Source organism: Mycolicibacterium bacteremicum (assembly GCF_002086115.1).
Taxonomy (GTDB): Bacteria; Actinomycetota; Actinomycetes; order Mycobacteriales; family Mycobacteriaceae; genus Mycobacterium; species Mycobacterium bacteremicum.
The window spans coordinates 20,746-38,468 of the sequence record NZ_MVHJ01000006.1 but is presented as its reverse complement, the minus strand read 5'-3'; the positions used below and the strand labels follow the sequence as shown (position 1 = coordinate 38,468).

The 17,723-nt window shown below is 68.4% G+C and carries 16 protein-coding genes; 6 read left to right on the top strand and 10 right to left on the bottom strand.

The features are described from left to right. The first annotated feature begins 293 nt into the window (after nucleotides 1-293). The gene (locus tag BST17_RS08810; protein WP_165762245.1) at nucleotides 294-677 is read left to right on the top strand and encodes an STAS domain-containing protein; all 384 of its coding nucleotides are present in this window, start codon (nucleotides 294-296) and stop codon (nucleotides 675-677) included. 3 nt (nucleotides 678-680) lie between these two features. On the opposite strand, the gene BST17_RS08805 is transcribed toward BST17_RS08810, so the two are convergent. Beyond that, nucleotides 681-2,375, bottom strand: coding sequence for a VanW family protein (locus BST17_RS08805; protein WP_234807593.1), 1,695 nt, complete (start codon nucleotides 2,373-2,375; stop codon nucleotides 681-683). 64 nt (nucleotides 2,376-2,439) lie between these two features. Further along, a complete protein-coding gene (locus tag BST17_RS08800) occupies nucleotides 2,440-2,892 on the bottom strand; it encodes a hypothetical protein (RefSeq protein ID WP_083057200.1) in 453 nt (150 codons plus the stop codon). A gap of 169 nt (nucleotides 2,893-3,061) precedes the next feature. Here BST17_RS08800 and BST17_RS08795 point away from each other — a divergent pair, with 169 nt between their 5' ends. Both BST17_RS08795 and BST17_RS08790 read left to right on the top strand, forming a co-directional pair. Continuing rightward, nucleotides 3,062-3,505 carry a DUF5994 family protein gene (locus BST17_RS08795; RefSeq protein WP_083057198.1) on the top strand — a complete coding sequence of 148 codons (444 nt, stop codon included), beginning with the start codon at nucleotides 3,062-3,064 and terminating at the stop codon, nucleotides 3,503-3,505. Nucleotides 3,506-3,602: 97 nt separating this feature from the next. Continuing rightward, a complete protein-coding gene (locus BST17_RS08790; protein WP_234807592.1) occupies nucleotides 3,603-4,535 on the top strand; it encodes a GAF and ANTAR domain-containing protein in 933 nt (310 codons plus the stop codon). A gap of 11 nt (nucleotides 4,536-4,546) precedes the next feature. Here the strand turns inward: BST17_RS08790 and BST17_RS08785 are convergent, their stop codons facing one another. Continuing rightward, nucleotides 4,547-4,771, bottom strand: a complete 225-nt coding sequence (locus tag BST17_RS08785; protein ID WP_083057197.1) for a hypothetical protein — start codon at nucleotides 4,769-4,771, stop codon at nucleotides 4,547-4,549. A 118-nt stretch (nucleotides 4,772-4,889) separates the two neighbouring features. Between BST17_RS08785 and BST17_RS08780 the strand changes: the two genes are divergently transcribed. Beyond that, nucleotides 4,890-5,267 carry an STAS domain-containing protein gene (locus tag BST17_RS08780; protein ID WP_276071485.1) on the top strand — a complete coding sequence of 126 codons (378 nt, stop codon included), beginning with the start codon at nucleotides 4,890-4,892 and terminating at the stop codon, nucleotides 5,265-5,267. Here the strand turns inward: BST17_RS08780 and BST17_RS08775 are convergent, their stop codons facing one another. Continuing rightward, nucleotides 5,268-6,713, bottom strand: coding sequence for a SpoIIE family protein phosphatase (locus tag BST17_RS08775; RefSeq protein WP_083057516.1), 1,446 nt, complete (start codon nucleotides 6,711-6,713; stop codon nucleotides 5,268-5,270). 269 nt (nucleotides 6,714-6,982) lie between these two features. Here BST17_RS08775 and BST17_RS08770 point away from each other — a divergent pair, with 269 nt between their 5' ends. Then, complete coding sequence (locus BST17_RS08770; protein ID WP_083057195.1) at nucleotides 6,983-7,402, top strand: ATP-binding protein; 420 nt, start codon at nucleotides 6,983-6,985, stop codon at nucleotides 7,400-7,402. Nucleotides 7,403-7,426: 24 nt separating this feature from the next. On the opposite strand, the gene BST17_RS08765 is transcribed toward BST17_RS08770, so the two are convergent. The 5 genes from BST17_RS08765 to BST17_RS08745 form a co-directional block, all read right to left on the bottom strand. Further along, on the bottom strand, nucleotides 7,427-7,741 hold the full coding sequence (locus BST17_RS08765; protein ID WP_083057192.1) for an STAS domain-containing protein: 315 nt from the start codon (nucleotides 7,739-7,741) through the stop codon (nucleotides 7,427-7,429). After that, a complete protein-coding gene (locus BST17_RS08760; protein WP_083057190.1) occupies nucleotides 7,741-11,895 on the bottom strand; it encodes a SpoIIE family protein phosphatase in 4,155 nt (1,384 codons plus the stop codon). Before BST17_RS08760 ends, BST17_RS08765 begins: the two co-directional genes overlap by 1 nt. After that, nucleotides 11,892-12,605, bottom strand: a complete 714-nt coding sequence (locus BST17_RS08755) for an ANTAR domain-containing protein (RefSeq protein ID WP_165762244.1) — start codon at nucleotides 12,603-12,605, stop codon at nucleotides 11,892-11,894. The genes BST17_RS08760 and BST17_RS08755 overlap by 4 nt, the downstream gene beginning before the upstream one ends. Nucleotides 12,606-12,712: 107 nt before the next feature. Then, nucleotides 12,713-13,471 (bottom strand): class I SAM-dependent methyltransferase, encoded by a 759-nt coding sequence (locus BST17_RS08750; RefSeq protein WP_083057187.1) that lies wholly within the window; start codon nucleotides 13,469-13,471, stop codon nucleotides 12,713-12,715. Continuing rightward, the gene (locus BST17_RS08745) at nucleotides 13,468-14,445 is read right to left on the bottom strand and encodes a methylenetetrahydrofolate reductase C-terminal domain-containing protein (protein ID WP_264002182.1); all 978 of its coding nucleotides are present in this window, start codon (nucleotides 14,443-14,445) and stop codon (nucleotides 13,468-13,470) included. Before BST17_RS08745 ends, BST17_RS08750 begins: the two co-directional genes overlap by 4 nt. Before the next feature lie 164 nt (nucleotides 14,446-14,609). On the opposite strand from BST17_RS08745, the gene BST17_RS08740 reads away from it, so the two are divergent. Next, nucleotides 14,610-15,341, top strand: coding sequence for a ZIP family metal transporter (locus BST17_RS08740; RefSeq protein WP_083057184.1), 732 nt, complete (start codon nucleotides 14,610-14,612; stop codon nucleotides 15,339-15,341). Nucleotides 15,342-15,355: 14 nt separating this feature from the next. Here BST17_RS08740 and BST17_RS08735 read toward each other — a convergent pair whose 3' ends face one another. Next, the gene (locus tag BST17_RS08735) at nucleotides 15,356-17,719 is read right to left on the bottom strand and encodes a PEP/pyruvate-binding domain-containing protein (protein WP_083057182.1); all 2,364 of its coding nucleotides are present in this window, start codon (nucleotides 17,717-17,719) and stop codon (nucleotides 15,356-15,358) included. Nucleotides 17,720-17,723: the final 4 nt, after the last annotated feature.

Here is a 17,723-nt window from a genome sequence, read left to right as displayed (position 1 = left end):
TGGCGAGGTCAGGGCTCCCCTATGCGTAGGCAGCGCTGATATTGGATGTTCCAAGATCATTACCGGAGCCCTGACCCGCACTCAATGAGAAGCCAGCGCTCAGGGGACTGGCCGCTCGCTTCGGAGTATGCCCGCTCGCCATGGCCGGGCAAACATGTTTCGCAGCATTCGTGCACGTCAATTTCCCGACCAGCAACCGACGCAGGCCGCGCGACCGTTACCGGGATGTTTCGAATCCGGGCCGGACGGACATTAATCCGGTGGCAATTTGGACATACCTGCGAGGCAGCACGATGACTTCTCACACGGCGAAGCAACCGGCGGGCTTCACCGTGCACACCGACGTCGAAACGACGTACACCGTGCTCGCTCTGGGCGGGGTCATCGACATGGCCTCGGCGCCGCAGGTGGCCGAGCGCGTCGGGGCGGTGTTGCGCGAGCGGCCCGCGCTGCTGATCTTCGACCTCAGCGCCGTGACATTCCTGGCGACAGCGGGCATGAGCATCCTGATGGAGGCCCACCGACGGTGCGGGGAGTTGTCGCTGGATTGCCGGGTGGTCGCCCACGGTCCGGTGACGCTGCGCCCGATGCAACTACTGGGCATCGACCACATGCTGCAGCTCTACGACACGGTCGACCTGGCGATCGCCGGCGAAAGCGGTTCCGCCGCACGCTGACGCTCAGCCGCCACAGACCACCCGGGGAATCGGATCGTAGGTCACCGTATGCGACTGGGTCCGCGTGTCCCCGGTGGTGATGTCGCGCAGCGTGCGGGTGTCGGTGATGGTGAAACCCGGTGCACCACCGCTGGCGCTGCAGGCCTCACCGGCCGGAATGCTGATCGTCTGGGGGCTCGTCGGGCGGCTGCGCGCGCTCTGTGCCGATGTCACCTCGTACCGCTTGATGCCGACCACGCGGATGGTCACCGCGCTCGGGGTCCACTGGGTCTGGATCTGCACCGACGTCGGACCGTCGTTGCGGAACTTCACATCCAGGACGTCGCCGAACACCGTCGCTTCCCGGCCGGCCGGATACCGGCTGATGTAGTAGCTGTGCTCATGGTGCTCGATGTCCTCCAGGCCGGCGAAATACGCGGCGTTGAACAGCGTGGTCGCCACCTGGGAGACCCCGCCCCCGACGCCGCGGGCGGGACGGCCGTTCTCGATGATGCCGGCCTCCACATATCCGGATGCGGCGTTGCGCGGATTGGTGGCGGCATTGAGGCTGAAGATTTCGCCCGGGCCGACCACCGCACCGTTGATCTGCTCGGCGGCACGGCGGATGTTGCGGCCTGAGTCGCCCGAGAAGCCGCCGGTCTGGAACTCGCCGATGACCTCGACCGGGCCCAGTTCGTTCAGCTCGTCGAAACCGAAGGTCGCCTTCTCCTCGACGTACACCGCATCGATCCGGCGGTCGTCGGCGCGCCCGAGCACGTCCAGGAGATTCTCCAGCGTCGCGTCGTAATCCAGCCGGCGGCCGTCCTGTGCGGGCGTCTTGACCGGTGGGGTGGCCGCGAAGTCGATGTCGGCGTTGCGTACCGGGAACTCCGAGGGCGCCAACTGTGGGCGTAGCGCGTCGACGATGACCGTCTCGTCGAGTTCGGGCATCAGCCGCCCCTGCTCCGGGGTGAAGGTGAGGGCCGCGGCGACGACGTCTTCGGCGATGGTTCCTCGGACGTCGGCGCCCTCGACGGTGATCGGTCCCGACACCGCCGGGGTGGCGATCTCGTCGAGGGCCGTCGCGATGTCGGCGGCGGTGGTCTGTGGCGGGCGTTCCAGCATCGGTAGCGCCACCGTCTGGCCGGTGGCCCAGTCGCGGACGAACACCTCGGCGGCGGCCGGGACATCGAGGCGCCATCCGGACCGTGGATCCGAGGGCGTGGGTTCCCCGCCGACAAAGACGATGGAACCCTCCACCGGTTCTTCGGCAACGGCGGTACCGAGGTCGTCGAGTGTGGCCGTCAGCGCCTGCTGATTCACCGAGGTGACCAGCTCCACCGGGGTGTCCACGAAGAAGGAGATGATCCGGGTCGCCGGATTCAGTGGTTGCCCACCCGCGTGGGCGACGGTCGCGGCCGGGTCTGCCGCCAGGCCGATGTCACCGGGGTCCACAGTCGCCGACAGAGCTCCCAGCGTGACCGGAATCGGTTCGCTCTCCCGGGGGGAGATCGCCTCGCGCAACCGCTGTTCGGCCGCCGCCGCGGTCAGTCCGCCGAGCGGCACACCGGCCGCGGTGACCCCGCGGGGGACCTTCGACGCGGTGGCGGCCAGGTCGACGACGTACAGCACGGCCAGCGCCGCGAGGGGAAGCCCGAAGGTGAGCAGCCGCCGACGAGCCGTGGCGCGCAGTGGAGGGATGCTCTGCTCATCGGACATCGACATATGAACTTCAGTTTGCCAGGCCGCTATTCCCCGGCAAAGTGCGCTCGACAGGAGTCGGCTACGGCGATGCGGCGGCGGTGCCGTCGGCCGGTCGACGGTGATGATGCACCATCTCGAGGTAGGCGGCGACGATGCCCGAAACCCGGTGCGGGTTGGCGGCATCGGTTCTGGACGCATGATGCTCGCCGGGCGTCATCGCCAGGACAGCACTGCGGTGGCGTTCTGGGACAGCGGTGTGGCGGGTCCGCAACAGGTCTGCGCGCGTCGCGGCCGGCAGCGCACTCCACCAGTCGTCGAGGCGCAACCGTTCCTCTTCGAGGAGGTTGGCCTGTTCCGGTCGCAGTTGACGCCGCGGGGGTCGCGCTGTGCAGTCGCGCGGGTCCAGGTTGGTCTGGCCGGTGATTCTGTGCGCCACAGTGGCCGGCAGATAGGCATGCGGTTTCGCCAGCAGCTCAGCCTGTTGATGTCGATCGAGTCGGTACAGCCACGCCAACGGCGGTGTTCGGGTCATCACCCGACGTTACGCTGCGACCATGGCCGAGACCGGCCTGCCCGCGGGCACCAGGACCGTCGCAGACAAGGTATGGTTGTGTCAGGTGACTACCGCAATCGGCTAACTGAGTTGATTCGTCGCCGATTTCGATGAAGTGGCCGTTTCTGGCCGAGAATGGAACGTCGCCATGACGTCACGGCAAGCCAACAACCCCAGCGCTCCGCTCAGTACCCCGCGGCTGCGCCTCAAACCCAAGGGATCCCGCCCCGGTCATGTGGACGGGGCCTGGTGGCCGACGACGCCGGATCTCGCCGACTCGGCGTCAGATCTGTTGCCCGTGTTGGCAGTTCGTCTGGGACAGCCCATGCGCGTGTCGTACAACATCGACAGTTGGACCGCCACGCCGCGCCGGATCTCGGTCGGCGGGCTCAGCGCGCGTCTCGGTGGGTACCATCGCCAGCCGGTCGACACCATCGACATCACCGGTCGCACCGGTGATCGTCTCACCCTGCTCGTCGTGCCGACAGGCACCGCACCCGCTGCGGCGCATGACATCATGATGGCGGCCGCGCACGCCGAGAACACCCAGAGCGCACAGCAACTGCTACATGACAGTCCCGACCGGGGCTGATGGCCGGACGTTCGTCCGGGTCGGCGGCGGGGGGCGGCACGTCCGCCGGTCGTGGCTGGCATAGATGCGCGAGGCGGGGGCGTCCGGTGCCGTCGGTATGGCCGTCGAACTGACCAACGCCGCATGCGAAATCCGTTGTCGCAGAGGCGCTGTGGTGCTCGCTCCGATGGCGGTCGGGTCCGGCTCCTGGCTGATGGCGACGGATCGGCCGCGCCTATTCGCCGGTCGAGGTCCGCGTCGTTGTGGTCCACCACACCGATCATGCCTCCGTCCGACCATCGGCGTCCAAGGGATCTGTGGGGTACGAACGGTGGTGACCACGCGAACGCAGGACTACTGTCGACAGGTGGTCGATCGGGGGAATGATCTGGCTCGGGCCGTGGGCGATCTCGCCCTGGCCATGCAGGACCAGACAAGCACGGAATCCACGCTCACCATGCTGGTCAGGGGTGCGGTCGGCATCGTTCCGGGGACGCGGTGGGCGGGCGTGTCGCTGTTGGAAGGCCGAAAAGTCGAACCCCGCGCGCCCAGCGATCCGCTGGTCGCCACATTGGACCTGCTCCAAACCGAACTCGACGAGGGGCCGTGCCTGAGTTCGCTGCGTGAACACCACACCGTGCTGATCGCCGACATGGCGGCGGAGACGCGCTGGCCGCGATTCACGGCTTCGGCTCTGGATCTCGGGGTGCACAGCCTGCTGTCGTTCCAGCTGTTCGTGCTCCAGCAGAATCTCGGAGCGCTCAACCTCTACGGTGGAGAACCCGGTGTGTTCTCCGACGATTCGCATCGCATCGGGGGCATCGTGGCCCAGCATGCCTCGATCGCGCTGTTCGGGGCGGAGGCGGAGGCGCACTTCGAAGCGGCCCTGTCGAGCCGCGACGAAATCGGACAAGCCAAGGGAATCATCATGGAACGCTTCAAGATCGACTCGGTGTCGGCCTTCAACCTGTTGGTCACCTTGTCGCAGGAGTCGAACGAAAAGCTCGCCGATGTCGCGCACCGGGTGGTTGCGTCCATGGATGACGACTGAGGCGCCGGCGGTCATCCCACTGCGGGCGGCGTTCCCCAGCAGTCGATCACAGCCCCGAGCTGCCTCAACATCACGTATCGGTAATCGGCGTCCTCGGCCTCGGCGGACCTGTCGGCGAATTCGGCGCGCGCCCCCTCCTCATCGCCCTGATAGACGCTGGTCGGCACCGGTGGTATCCCGGTGTTCTGCGGGTCGTCGACCTCGCCGATCTCGACAGTCCAGGATTCATCAGCCATGGGTGAACAGGTACCCAATGCGGGCTCGTTGGAACGCGCCCGGCCCGGTGCGCGGGCACACGAATTCCTGGGACCGCCGGTAACGGTTATGATCCACCGGAATCGAGGGGCGGGGAGATTGGAGGCCGCGGTGAGCGACCATGCGGCACGTTCGGGTGGAAACTGCAGGGTGGTTGTGGGTCAGACGGGCGCGACGTGCGTCATCACCGCGTCCGGCACGATCGACACGCTGACGGTCTCGCAACTGGAGGATGCGATCGAATCTGTGATGACCGACGCGCCGCCGGCGGTCGTTGTCGACCTGTTGGGTGTCGACTTCCTGGCGTCGGTCGGTATCGGCGTGCTGGTGGCGGCGCAGCACCACCCCACCACCCGATTCGCGGTCGTCGCCGACGGACCCGCGACGGCGCGCCCGCTGCGGTTGATCGGCGTCGCCGACGTCATCGACGTGTTTCCGACGCGCGACGAGGCCCTGTCCGCCGTCGACTCGTGGTGATCAGGCCTCGACCGTGAGCGCCAGGAGCGCGATATCGTCCGTCGGCCCCAGCTTCGGGATGAGGGTGGCCAGGTCGTCGATGAGCGGACCCGCACTGAGCGCCGCCCGCGCGGCGGCGTAGGTGGCCAGCTCACCGTCATCGAAAGGTGTTGCGCCACGGCGTGCCTCGGTCAGCCCGTCGGTGTAGAACAGCAGCGTCTGCCCGGGCTCCAGGGTCAGCGTGCGCGTGCCGAACGTGGCGTGCGGGGTCGCGCCGACCAGCATGCCGGTATCGGGACGGATCGGTGCGGCCGTCGCCGTGCCCGGGTCGATCAGCAGCGCGGGTGGGTGGCCACCGGTGGCCAGCGTCAGTTCGGTCCGGCCGTCCTTGGCGCGGTGCAGCGTGGTCAGCAGCACCGTGGCGAACCGGCGTGGTCGTAGCTCGCGCAACAGCACGGTATTGAGCTCGGTGAGGGCCGCGCCGGGTTCGCGGTGATGCAGCAGCGCCGATCGCAGGGTGTACCGGATCAGCGTGGTCAGCACCGCCGCCTGCACCCCGTGGCCCTGCACGTCGCCGATGAACAGGCCCCAGCATTGCTCATCGAGAGCGAACACGTCGTAGAAGTCACCGCTGACGTCCCGCGGCGACGCCGGGTGGTATCCGGTGGCCATCTCCAGGCCTGGGATGTCGGGCAGCTGGGGCGGCAGCAGTACCTGCTGCAATGTCGTCGCGTAGTCGTCGATGGTGTCGCGTTCACGCTCGGCGGTGTCGCGGTCCAGTCGCGCCTCGTCACGGTCGTCACGGGCCTGGTCGCGATCCCGCTGGGCCAGATCCCGGTCGGAGCGGGCCTGGTCGCGAGCCAGTTGAGCACTGTCGGCCTCGCGGCGTGCGGCGTCGCGGTCGGCCCGCGCCGAGTCGAGTTCGGCCTCGGCGCCGATGCGCAGGCCGTGTTCGACGTCCAATGCCTCCGAGGACGAGAGTCGCAGTTCCAGTTGCTCGGCGACCACGACGGCCAGATTCGTCATGATCGACAACAGCGATGACGCGGGGTAGGGACGCGGCTCGTTGTCCATCACCGCCACCGCGCCGATGTGATATCCGTCGAAGGTGATCAGGGGGACACAGGCATAGAAGCGGACGCCGTACTCGCGCACGAACCGGTTTCCGGTGGTGCGGGCGTCGCTGCGGCAGTCGGGAATCACATAGGGCCGGTCGCTGGTGATGGCGGTGGCACACAAACCCTCGTCACGGTCGACGCGCGTGAGGCCCGGTAGACCGTGGCTGCCCACGAACCAGATGTCGCCGGCGCCGACGAGGGAGATGACCGAGATGGGCACGTCGAACACCTCGGCAAGGACATCCGAGATGCGCGCAAGGACATGGTCGTCGGGCCCGATCACGGTGCGATACCGGCGTACCGCGTCGAGCCGGCTGTCTTCGCCGATTGATCCGGGTGTCCCGTCCATCACCACTCCTGCCATCTCCGCGCCGCTGCGGGTTGTGTCAAGTCCGGTGTCGGCGGGGCCCGACGACGGCCATGGCGACCGGACGCGAGGCGTCAAGATCTGTCGTGTAGCGACCTGGTGAAGTGCCTCGGGCCTTTACATGCCCATTCGACGTCGCGTTTATGCCCGTGTGATCTTGATGCAGCGATGACTGAAATGGTGAAAAGTGGGTATGCCCGCCGTCAATGTCGAGAAATTGCCAAACTCCCCGCGCGGTCGGCGACACAGATATGTCGCTGACGGTGTCGGCCAACGCCGCAGCCGCGGGGGACGCCAGCCGGCGGGTCGGCGAGTGGCTGCACGATTCCGTCCATCCCGACGCCGAACGGGCCTCCGACATCGTGCTGGCCGCCTACGAGGCGTTGGCCAACTGCGCCGACCATGCCTACCGCAACCACGACGGCCCCGGCCCGATGACGGTCGATGCCGCCTACGACATCGACACCAGCACGGTGCACCTGTGCGTCAGCGACCACGGTCGCTGGGTGGACCCGCACAGCCAGCCCGCCGACATCGCCCGCGGGCGAGGACTCCGGCTGATGCAGGCACTGTGTGATGAGTTCTCGGTCACGGGCACCGAGACCGGCACGACGGTGTGCCTGGATTTCGAGAACTGCGCGACGTGTCCTGCCTCGACGCGCGAGGCGTGACCCCGTTTCGGACGGGATCTGTCGCTACGTGGGGGAGCCGCCCACGATGTCGACCGGCACCAGGTCCGCCAATCCACTCAGCGTGAGAATCGCGTTGAGCAGCCGGTTGGCGACGATCCGGATCTGATCGGCGTGCAGGAAGAGCGCATTGATGGCCGCACTGTCGAGGTAGTTCACCTCCGTGAGGTCGACGGTCAAGACATCCCCGGTCTGACGCAGCGCGGCTTCCAGGCCGGCGGTGAAGATTCCGACGTTGCTGAGATCGATCTCACCGGTGGCGGCCAGGGCCAGCGCACCGTCATCGGACCGGGTCTGGTCGAGGGTGAGTTCGGTGTTCATCAGCTGATCCTCGCGTGCATGTCGACGGTGGTGCCGAGGGAATCGGAGTGGATGGCGACGTCCTCGGTGAGCGCGCGCATCAGTTTCAGGCCCCGCCCGCGGGTGGGGTGCGGCACCTCTTCTGCGGGCTTCCACTCGCCGGTGTCGACGATGCGGATGTGCACACGCGCGCCGTGGGCCGTGCCGGTGAGCGTGACGGACCCGGCCCGACCGCCGCGGTGGCCGTGTTCGATGGAATTCGCAATGGCCTCACCGACGGCCACCAGCAGATCCTGCACCTGCTCGGCTCCGATGTCGTTGCGCTGCAACCAGATGCGCAGGGCATCTCGGGTGGTGGCCAACTGGCCCACTTCCGCGGGGATGCTGACGTGTAACGGGCCAGGGTGGCGATAGAGCAACATCGCGACATCGTCGGAGTACCCCCCTGGCGGCGTCATCTGGTCGATCAGCCGGTCGGCCAGACCCTCGGACTGCTCCGCGGTGCTCGCCTCCACCAGCAGGTCGCCGGCGCGGGTGATGCCTACATCGAGTGATTCGCCGCGGCGCTCCACGAGTCCGTCGGTGTAGATCAGCAGTGTCGCCCGTCCTGACAGTGCGGTGTGGGCATCGGTGCGAGTCCGGCCGGGGCGGACGCCGACCGGGATGCCGCGTCCCTCGGTCAGCGTGCGCACCGAACCGTCGGCGTCGAGGATGATCGGCGGCGGGTGGCCGGCGTTGGAGTAGGTGAACTGCCCTGAGTCGGTGTCCAGGACAGCGCAGAACACCGTGGTGCACCGAGCTCCGGTGAGCTGCACGGCGAATCGGTCCAGACCGACGAGCGCCGCTGCAGGGGAGGGGTTTTCGAGCAGCAGTGCACGGCAGGCGCTGCGCAGCTGCCCCATCACGGTGGCGGCATCGAGCCCATGTCCGACGCAGTCACCGACGATCAGACCGGTGCGGCCGTCGGCCAGGTCGATGACGTCATACCAGTCGCCGCCGACCTGCAGCGGCGTGGTGGCGGGACGATAGCGGGCCATGAAACCGTTGGGCAGCACGGCGGGGCCGAGTATGGCGTGTTGCAGTGCGACCGCGGTGCGGTGCTGCTGGTCGAGGCGGTGAACGCGATGCAGTCCTTGCCCGAAGTGGCCGGCCAGCATTGCCAACAAGGTGTTGTCCGGGCTGGTGAACGGACGGTTCTCGGCCAGCTCGATCCAGAGGACCAGCAGCCCGTCGGGATGCTGGACGGCGATCGCGGCCGTGCCGGGTCCGCCGGTCAGCGGCGTCAACAGGTCTGCGTCGCAGAGCGATTCGATGAAACGGCGCTTGGCGACCGGGAGATCGGTCCAGGTGATCGGTTCACCCGCCACGACGATGTGCGGCTCCCCGGCGACATCGGCATTGGCGAAGAGCGCAGCGACGACCCGGCGGGCCTGCCAGATTTCGCGCACGACCGCGGCGGTGGATTCGACCGCCTGATCGACGGTTTCGGCGTTGACGAGTGCGTGGTTGAGGTCGGCCAGTGCCGCGTCGCGCCGCCGGCGGTAGTGCTCGGCGGTGGCGTCACGCAGCGTGCCGACGGTCAGCCGCTGCCCGCTCAACGGGTCCGCGGCGTGGGTGAAGGTGAACGTCACCCACAGTCGGTGCCCGTCGCGGTGGGTGACCGGCACGGTGTACACGCCCCGGTCGCTGTGCAGCAGATCCTCGAACGCCGCCTGTACCAGCTGGTAGGCCTCGGGGTCGGTGATCGCGTCCGGCCACCACGGATGGACCGCGGCGTAGGGCAACCCGTCCGGTCCGTAGCCCAGGATCTCGGTGAACGCCGCGTTGATCTCGATGACCGCGCCGTTCTCGTCGCAGATGAAGAACGCTTCCTGCAGCGAGTCGATGAGCGCGTCATGCCAGCGTTCGTGGTGACCGCGCACGCGGGCGAGCGTGATGTTGGCCTGCACCCTGGCCAGCAATTCCGAGGCGGCGAACGGCTTGACCAGGTAATCGTCGGCGCCCGCACGCAGGCCGTCGATGGAGGCCTCGGCGCCCGCGCGTGCGGACAGCAACAGCACCGGCAGCGCCGCGGTACGCGGGTCGCGGCGCAGCTCGGCGACCAGCTCCAGTCCGTCCAGGTACGGCATCATCACATCGCTGACCACCAGTTCGGGCGGATGGTTGCGGATGATGTCCAACGCGTGCCGGCCGTCGGCGGCCTGCTCGACGACATACCCTGCGCCGGTGAGCAATCGGGTGATGTAGCGACGCATGTCGGCGTTGTCGTCGGCGACGAGCACCCGCGCCGCTGTGCTCGGCACGGCAGCCTGGGCCGGCGCCTCATCGCCGCCCTCGGCATCCGGCAGCCAGCGCAGTGCCTCTTCCAGATACGGATTGGCCGCCTGTGCGGGCGATGGGGAGTCACCGCCCTCTGCTCTCGCGCCGAGGGACTGCGGAGGAAGGTGAGCGGTGCCGAACGGGATGCGCACCGTGAAGGTGGTGCCGACGCCCTCGGCGCTCTCGGCCGTGATGGTGCCGCCGTGCAGGGTGACCAGCTCACGCACCAGCGCCAGACCGATACCGCTGCCCTCGTGGGAGCGCGCCCAGGTGGCCGGGATGCGGTGGAAGCGCTCGAAGAGCCGCGGCAGTTCGGCGGCCGAGACACCGATACCGGTGTCGGCGATGGTGACGACGGCATGCGATTCGTCGCGCCCCGTCCGTACCGTGATGGAACCTTCGGCGGTGAACTTCACCGCGTTCGACAGGATGTTCAGCACCACCTTCTCCCACATGTCGCGGTCGAGGTAGAGCGGTTCATCCAGCGGCGGGCAATCCACCACGAACGTCAACCCGGCCCGCTCGACCGCGGAGCGGAAGCCGCTGGCCAGTTCCGCGGTCAGCGTCGGCGCATCCAGCGGGACGTAGCGGGCCTGCATCCGGTCGGCCTCGATACGCGCGAAGTCCAGCAGTGTATTGACCAGCTTGGTCAGCCGTAACCCGTTGCGCTGCACGATCTCCAGATCGCGGCGGATATCGGCGTCGAGTCTCGCGTCGTCGCCGCCCAGCAGTTCGGCGACCGGGCCCAGCATCAACGTCAGCGGAGTCCGGAACTCGTGGCTGACGTTGGAGAAGAACACCGTCTTGGCGCGGTCCAGTTCGGTGAGTTCAGCAGCGCGGCGCTGCTCGGCGAGATAGCTGCGGGCACTGCCGATCTCACCGGCGATGTGACCGGCGACCAGGTCGATGAAACCACGGTAGGCGTCGTCGAGCGGCCGGTACCGGTTCAGTCCGGCAATCAGCACGCCGTAGGGCGCCACCCCCTGCTGCACCAGCGGCGTCAACAGCGCTCGGGTGGGCGGCTCGGGCCACGGTCCGCTGGGCAACCCGTCGAACGGTGCGCTGTCGAGTTCGATCACGGTCGACCGACCCTCCAGCGCCGGCCCGCAGGGCCAGATCCGGTTGCTGACGACGTCCAGAACATCCGGAGCGGCGCGATGTCCGATCGGCAGACCGGAGCCGGCGACCAACCGGGCGTGGCCGTCACCGTCGAACAGGTACAGCAGCGCGAACGGCAGATCGTAGGGATTGCGGCTCAACTTCGCCGCCGCGGTCTGCAGCGTCTGCTCCTCCGAGGGCAACAGATCGGGATCGGAACCCAGCTCGCGCAGCGTGGTCATCCGACGCTCGCCGATGACCCGGGTGGTGTCCTCGCTGACCACGCACAGCATGCCCACGATGCGACCGTCGTCGTCGCTGAGCGCGCTGTAGGAGAAGGTGTGGTAGCTCTCCTCGGGGAACCCGGACCGCTCGAGGATGAGCTGTAGGCCCTCATCCCAGGTCGCTTCGCCGGTGCCGAAGACATGATCGATGCGTGGGCCGATGTCGTCCCAGATCTCGGCCCACACCTCGCGGGCCGGCCGGCCCAGCGCCCACGGGTATTTGTCGGCCAGCGTCTGCTTCCGATAGGCGGCATTGCAGAAGAAGGTCAGTTCCGGGCCCCAGGCCATCCACATCGAGAAGCGCGAGCGCAGCAGGATGCGTACCGCGGTCTGCAGGCTCTGCGGCCAACCCGACGGATCGCCCAGCGGGGTGCCCGCCCAGTCCACCCGGGCCAGGTCGCGGCCGACCTCGGGATCAGCGGCGAAGACGTCCCCGGCGGCGAACGACGGGCTGCCGGTCTCGGTGTGCGTCATCCGCGGCTTTGGGTGTCGGACTCCAGCGCGTTCTCGTGTTCGGCGACCACCCAGCGAGCAATGTCGACCAACTTGATGTTGGCATCCTGGGACGTGCGAATCATGAGTTCGAAGGCCTGCAATCCACTGAGCTGGCGCTGCTGCATCAACAAGCCTTTAGCTTGCCCGATAACGTCGCGGCTTGCCAGCGCCTGATTGAACTGATCGGCGGCCTCCGCGCCGATGAGGGCGGATGCCGCATGTTGGGCGAGGACATCGCCGATCACCAACGAGTCGGCGGCGAAGGCATGTGATTCGGCGCCGTAGATCGTGAGAACCGCCAGCCGGCCGGCTTGGAAGAACAACCGGAACCACAGTGCGCTGTGCGCACCGAGATCGGCCGCCGCGCGTCCCAGCGCCGGCCATCTCGAGTCGGCCGTCATATCGGCTACGTGCACGCTGCGGTGCCGGTGCAACGCCTGCGCGAACGGTCCGTCGCCCTGCGACACCTGCAACCTGTCCAGCGTGGTGACGACCGGGTCGGTCGCCGCCTCGATCTGCACCTCGCCGTCGGTGACCACCGAGACACCGGCCCACGAGGCGCCGGGGATGAGGTCGACCGCGCCGGCGATGATGGCATTCAGCGTGGCCTGGGTGTTGCGTTGATGCCGCAAATCGCCGGCCAGCTCGTTCAGCAGTTCGACCCACTCGGGGACGGACCGATCGTCCATGAATGGTGAGAATAAATCATCGCCGCAGCCACCCGGTTCGCAGTGGACTTCTCGTCGTTTACCGGACTGTCGACAGAACCGGTGCGGCGCGGGCAACGTGCGCTGACTCATTCGGCCGGCCTCAGCACCAGCAGCTCGCCGTGCAGCTCGCCCCCGCTCAGCAACGCCCCGATCCGGCCGGCCTGCCGATCGGCCAGCTGCCAGACCGGGGTGTGGCCGTAGCGTTCGTCGAGTACCGCGGTGACCTTCTCGACGCGTTCGCTCCACCCCGCCGGGATGGCGGGCAGTTCCGCGGTGCTCAACCGGTCCTCGACGGCCAGCGCCGCGTCGGCAAGCAGCCGAGACAGCTGCTCGGCGGTGGGAAAGTGGTTGTCCTCGACGTACTCGGTCGAGATCGGGTGCTCGGCGACGAAGACCAGCAGGCCGACGCGCCCACCGGGGCGCACGACACGGCGCAGTTCGGCGAGCAGGCTGCGCTGTTCGGCCGTCGTGCAGAGCACCCCCAACGCCCACGCGCCGTCACACGAGGCGTCCGCCATCGGCAGGTCGGTCCCCACGCCCTGGATGACGTTGTGATCGAACAGCATTCGGGCCGCCCGGCAGGCACCCTGCTCGGGCTCCACCAGCACCGACCGGATCCCGTGCTGCTGTGCGACATAAGCGGCGGGCCCGCCGACGCCGGCCCCGCAGTCCAGTAACAGGTCACCCGGCCGCAGTGCCATCCGTTCGATCAACCAGTCCAGCGCGGCCGGACTACCGCTGCCGCGGCAGGCTGCGGGAATGTAGTACTCGTGCCCCAGATCGACGGCCACGCGTGCCGTCCAGTCCGCGACGGTGTCGAATTCGGCCGACAGCGCCTCGCTCATCGGATGACCTCCCGCATCCGCCTGCCGACTTCGGCTTTGATCTCCGCGCCCTGTCGCGGACCGGCGGCAGATGCCAGACCCGAGATGTTGACCCCGTCGACACCCTCGATCGCCAGCAGGGCGCGCGCCTCGGCGACTGCCGCATCGATGCCTGCCTCGATCGGATCGGCTGCGGCGAGCACACTTTCGGTGACCTCGGGGTCGAGCTCGAGGCCGGGCAGGCCCTGCAGTACGGCGGCGGATACGTGGTCGGTGAACACCGCGACGGCGGCGATGACCGGGATGGTCAGACCGGCTGCGCGAGCGGCGGCCATGAACTCGGCGATGGTTGCGGGGTAGGGGACATGGTTGAGCACCGCCAGCTGTGCGCCGGCGCGCTGCTTGTGCACCAGCCGGACGGGCCGACCGGAGATGGGCGGCGCGGTGGGGGTTTCGGGCACACCCGGTGTCATGCCGAGGCCGGCGGCCAGCGCCACCAGGCGCGGACCGTCCAGGTCGAAGGTCTGCGTCACTTCTGGGCGGACGTCGTAGCCGCGGCCGTCGCCGGTCACGCAGAACACGGTGCGGATACCCAGGCTGCCGAGCCCACGCAATTCCTGTTCCAGGACAACGCGGTTGCGGTCCCGGCAGGACAGCGTGATCCACGGTGAGACGCCGCACTCCAGCAGCAACGAGCCCATCTGGGTGGGCGGGAAGTCGGGCTTGTTCTGGTGCTCGCCGACCAACACGGCGTCGCAGCCCGCGGCGAGGATGCCCGCGGTGGCGCGCACATCGGCGTGGTCGAACGGCGTGCAACTGAAGTCGGTCAGCACGCGCGGTGCACGCAGCGTCGATTCGGCCGCGGCCGCGTCGTCCCAGGGCACGACCTCCGGGAACGCGCATGGGCCGGGACGCATCTCGCACGCACCGTCCGGGCGCACCCCGCCGCATGGCCCGTAGTCCATCCGTTTCGGACACCCGGATTGCCCGGTCACGTCGTTCCCCCGCCGATCATGGCCGATCAGTACCCGCCCCGGCGGCCGACGAAAGCCGACATCGACGGCCCTGCGCAAAGTGGTGAGGAGTTGCGCCAGATGGGTATCTCCCGGCGGGCAGAGCGCTCGATCCCCGAGCGGACAGGCCCTGGAAGGGGGGCATCGTGCTCACAGCGGTGGTGTTCGGTGTGGCCGCGTCCAGCGCACTGGTGCTGGGCGCAGCGGTCGGAACGCGGTTCAGTCCGTCGAAGACGGTGACCGGCGTGCTGCTGGCCTTCGCCAGTGGCGCCCTGATCTCGGCGTTGGCGTTCGAATTGTTCGAGGATGCGTTCCATTTGGGTGGCGCGGCGCGCGCCGGGCTGGGTCTGCTGGCCGGTGCGGCGACGTTCGTGCTGGCCGACACCATGCTGGACCGCTATGTCGCGGGCAGATCAGGGCCCGAACAGCGTGAGGTGGCCGCGGCCGGGGCCCGCCGCGGGGTGGGGTTGGCGCTGTTGGCCGCGGTCACCCTCGACGGGGTTCCGGAGAACATCGCGCTCGGCGTGTCCCTGGTCAGCGGGGCGTCGTTGTCCCTGCTTGTCGCCATCTTCTTCTCCAACCTGCCGGAGGCACTGGTGGGTGCGATCAGCATGCGCGAATCCGGGATGCAGGCACGCACCGTCATGGCGACCTGGGTCGCGTGCGCACTCCTGCTGGCCGCTGCGGTGGTGGCGGGACGGGTCACCGCCGACCAACTCAGTCCGCATGTGCTTGCCGTGGCCTTGGCCTTCGCCGGTGGTGCCGTACTCGCATCGTTGGCCGATACGCTGATGCCGGAGGCATTCGAGCACGGCCGTCCGTACAACGCGTTCGCCACGGCGGCGGGATTCTTCCTGTCGTTCGTGCTTGCGGCGTGACGGTGCCGAGGTCGTCATGCCAGACGGGTGATCACCCCGCGGTCACCGTCGACCCGGACCCGGTCGCCGGTCCGCAGGATTTGCGTTGCCACCAATGTGTTGACCACACAGGGCAGTCCGTACTCGCGGGCCACCACCGCACCGTGTGACACCGAACTACCGATATCGGTGACCAGGGCGGAGATCACGGCGAAGTACGGTGTCCATCCGACATCGGTCACCGGTGCCACCAGAATCTCACCGGATTGCACATCGCGCGCGTCGTGGACCGACTTGGCCACTCTGACAACGCCTTCGACCGATCCGCGGCCGGCCGGGCGACCGACGATGGTGTCGGCGTCGGCGGCGGCCGGCGGCGCGATGAGTGGTGTGGGCCGCCCCACCGACACATCGGCGAACTCCAGCGCGTCCTGATAGGCCAGTGCCGCACGACGCGCCTGCGCCCGGTGCACCAGGTCGGAGATGTCGCCGCCGCCGACAACAGACGCGAGCTCGCTTCGGTCGAAGAAGAACACCAGATCGGCATCGGGCAACCGGCCCGACCGGGTGAGTACCTGACCGAGGTGCCGGTAGCCGCGTTTGAGGGCATGCGCCATCAAGGCCATCTTGGCCTTCGTCTCCTCCCGTCCGCGCGCCCCGCCGCGGGCCAGTCGGGCGAGGAAACCAGCGGCTCGCGAGGCGGTCTGCCCGGCCGCGTCGTGCCCGGCTGGGCGGCCGGCAGGGGACAGCTCGGCGCGCACCATCGCCTGCATCAATGTGCCGAGCCCGGCCGGGTCATCGGCCCAGGACGGATCCCGCATGCACAGCTCGCGGTATCCCCGATGGCCGTGCCGATCCAGAAAAGCCCGCAACGCATCCGCGGCGGGGGTGCCGGCCGACCGCAGCTGTTCGACCGCGACATCCGGGGCGCCGGACAGGAATTGCTCGGTGGCGGCCGAATCCCCGGCGAGCGTGCGGACGACGGCCCGCAGTTGCTCGAGCATCATCGCGCTCTCCACGTCGGTGGCGCCGGCCATCAGGCGCATCGCCTCGGCCTGACCGTCCTGCGCGCTGCGGCCACCCTTGACGGCCTGCTTGATCATGGTGCTCTCCAGAACGTTCGCGGCCACCGCGGCACGCGAGGAGGATCGGACGTGGATCAGGGTGACATCGCAGTACAGTTGCACCCCGGCTTCCAGCTGCCGCAACACCTCTGCGGCGTTCTCACCGGTCGGGACGGCATAGCCGTTGATCCGGTCGTCGAGGCGGCGGATCTCGGGGCCGACGGACAGCGCGTGCGACACCAACCGGATCGTGTTGCCGAGTTTTCGCAGGAAGGGTTGCGGCGGGCGGGGTTCGAGCTCGTCGACGACGCGTCCGCAGATGGACATCGAGAACTGTTCGCGGGAGTTGCCCAGGATTCCCGAGCTGAGCGCGGTGCCCTCCGTCAGGTTCAGGAACATGTGGCCGTAGAAATAGCCGACCTGCAACCACGGTGTCGCGTAGCGGGGTTGGGCGCGCGCCACCACCTGGGTCATCTGCATCGCGTAGTCGATGGCGTACCCGGACACCGAGGCGGTCAGCGGGCAGAACGCGCCCGGCATCATCTCGCCGATGTTGCAGCGGGTGTAGACGTGATCGGCGCCGGCGAGCGGCGAGTCCATCTCGTTGAGGTCACCGGGCAGCGTGGTGATCGGGCGGGCCTGCAGCCACCACAACGTTCCCGCGGTGTCGATGGCCCACTCGAGATCCATCGGGCGGCCCCAGTGTGCGGCGGCTCGCAGTGCGTCGGCGCGGATCTCGGCAACCTCGTCGTCGGAGAGCACCGGCGCACCGATGATTTCGGCCATGGCGGTGCTGCCGTCGGCATGCAGGACGATGTGGTCGGGGGAGGCCGATCCGTCGACGAGTGCCTCGCCGAGTCCGGCGATGGCGTCGATGACCATGACGTCGCGCCGACCGCTGCTCGGGTCCGCGGTGAAGACCACCCCGGCGGCGCGCGCATCGACCATCCGCTGGACCACCAGATGCATGGTGGCTGTGGACCGGCCGCTGTAGGACGCGGCGCGTCGCGATCGACTCGATGCGACGCACCGCTGCACGGCGTCGGTGAACCCTTCGACCGAGTCCACGCCGAGCACGGTGTCGTACTGCCCGGCGAAGGACTGGTCGTCACCGTCCTCGCCGACCGCCGAGGAGCGGACCGCCACCGGAGTCAGTCCCGCGGCGGCCATCTCGGTGAATCTGGTGACCGCGCCTCCGAGGGAGTCGGGGCCATCGCTGATGACGAAACCCTCCGGCACGGCCAGCCCGAGCCGCCGCAGTTCGGCCAGCCCGGCGGCCTTGCCGCCGAACCGGGCGTCGATGATGTCGTCGAAATCCATTGTCTGCGTATCCATGGCG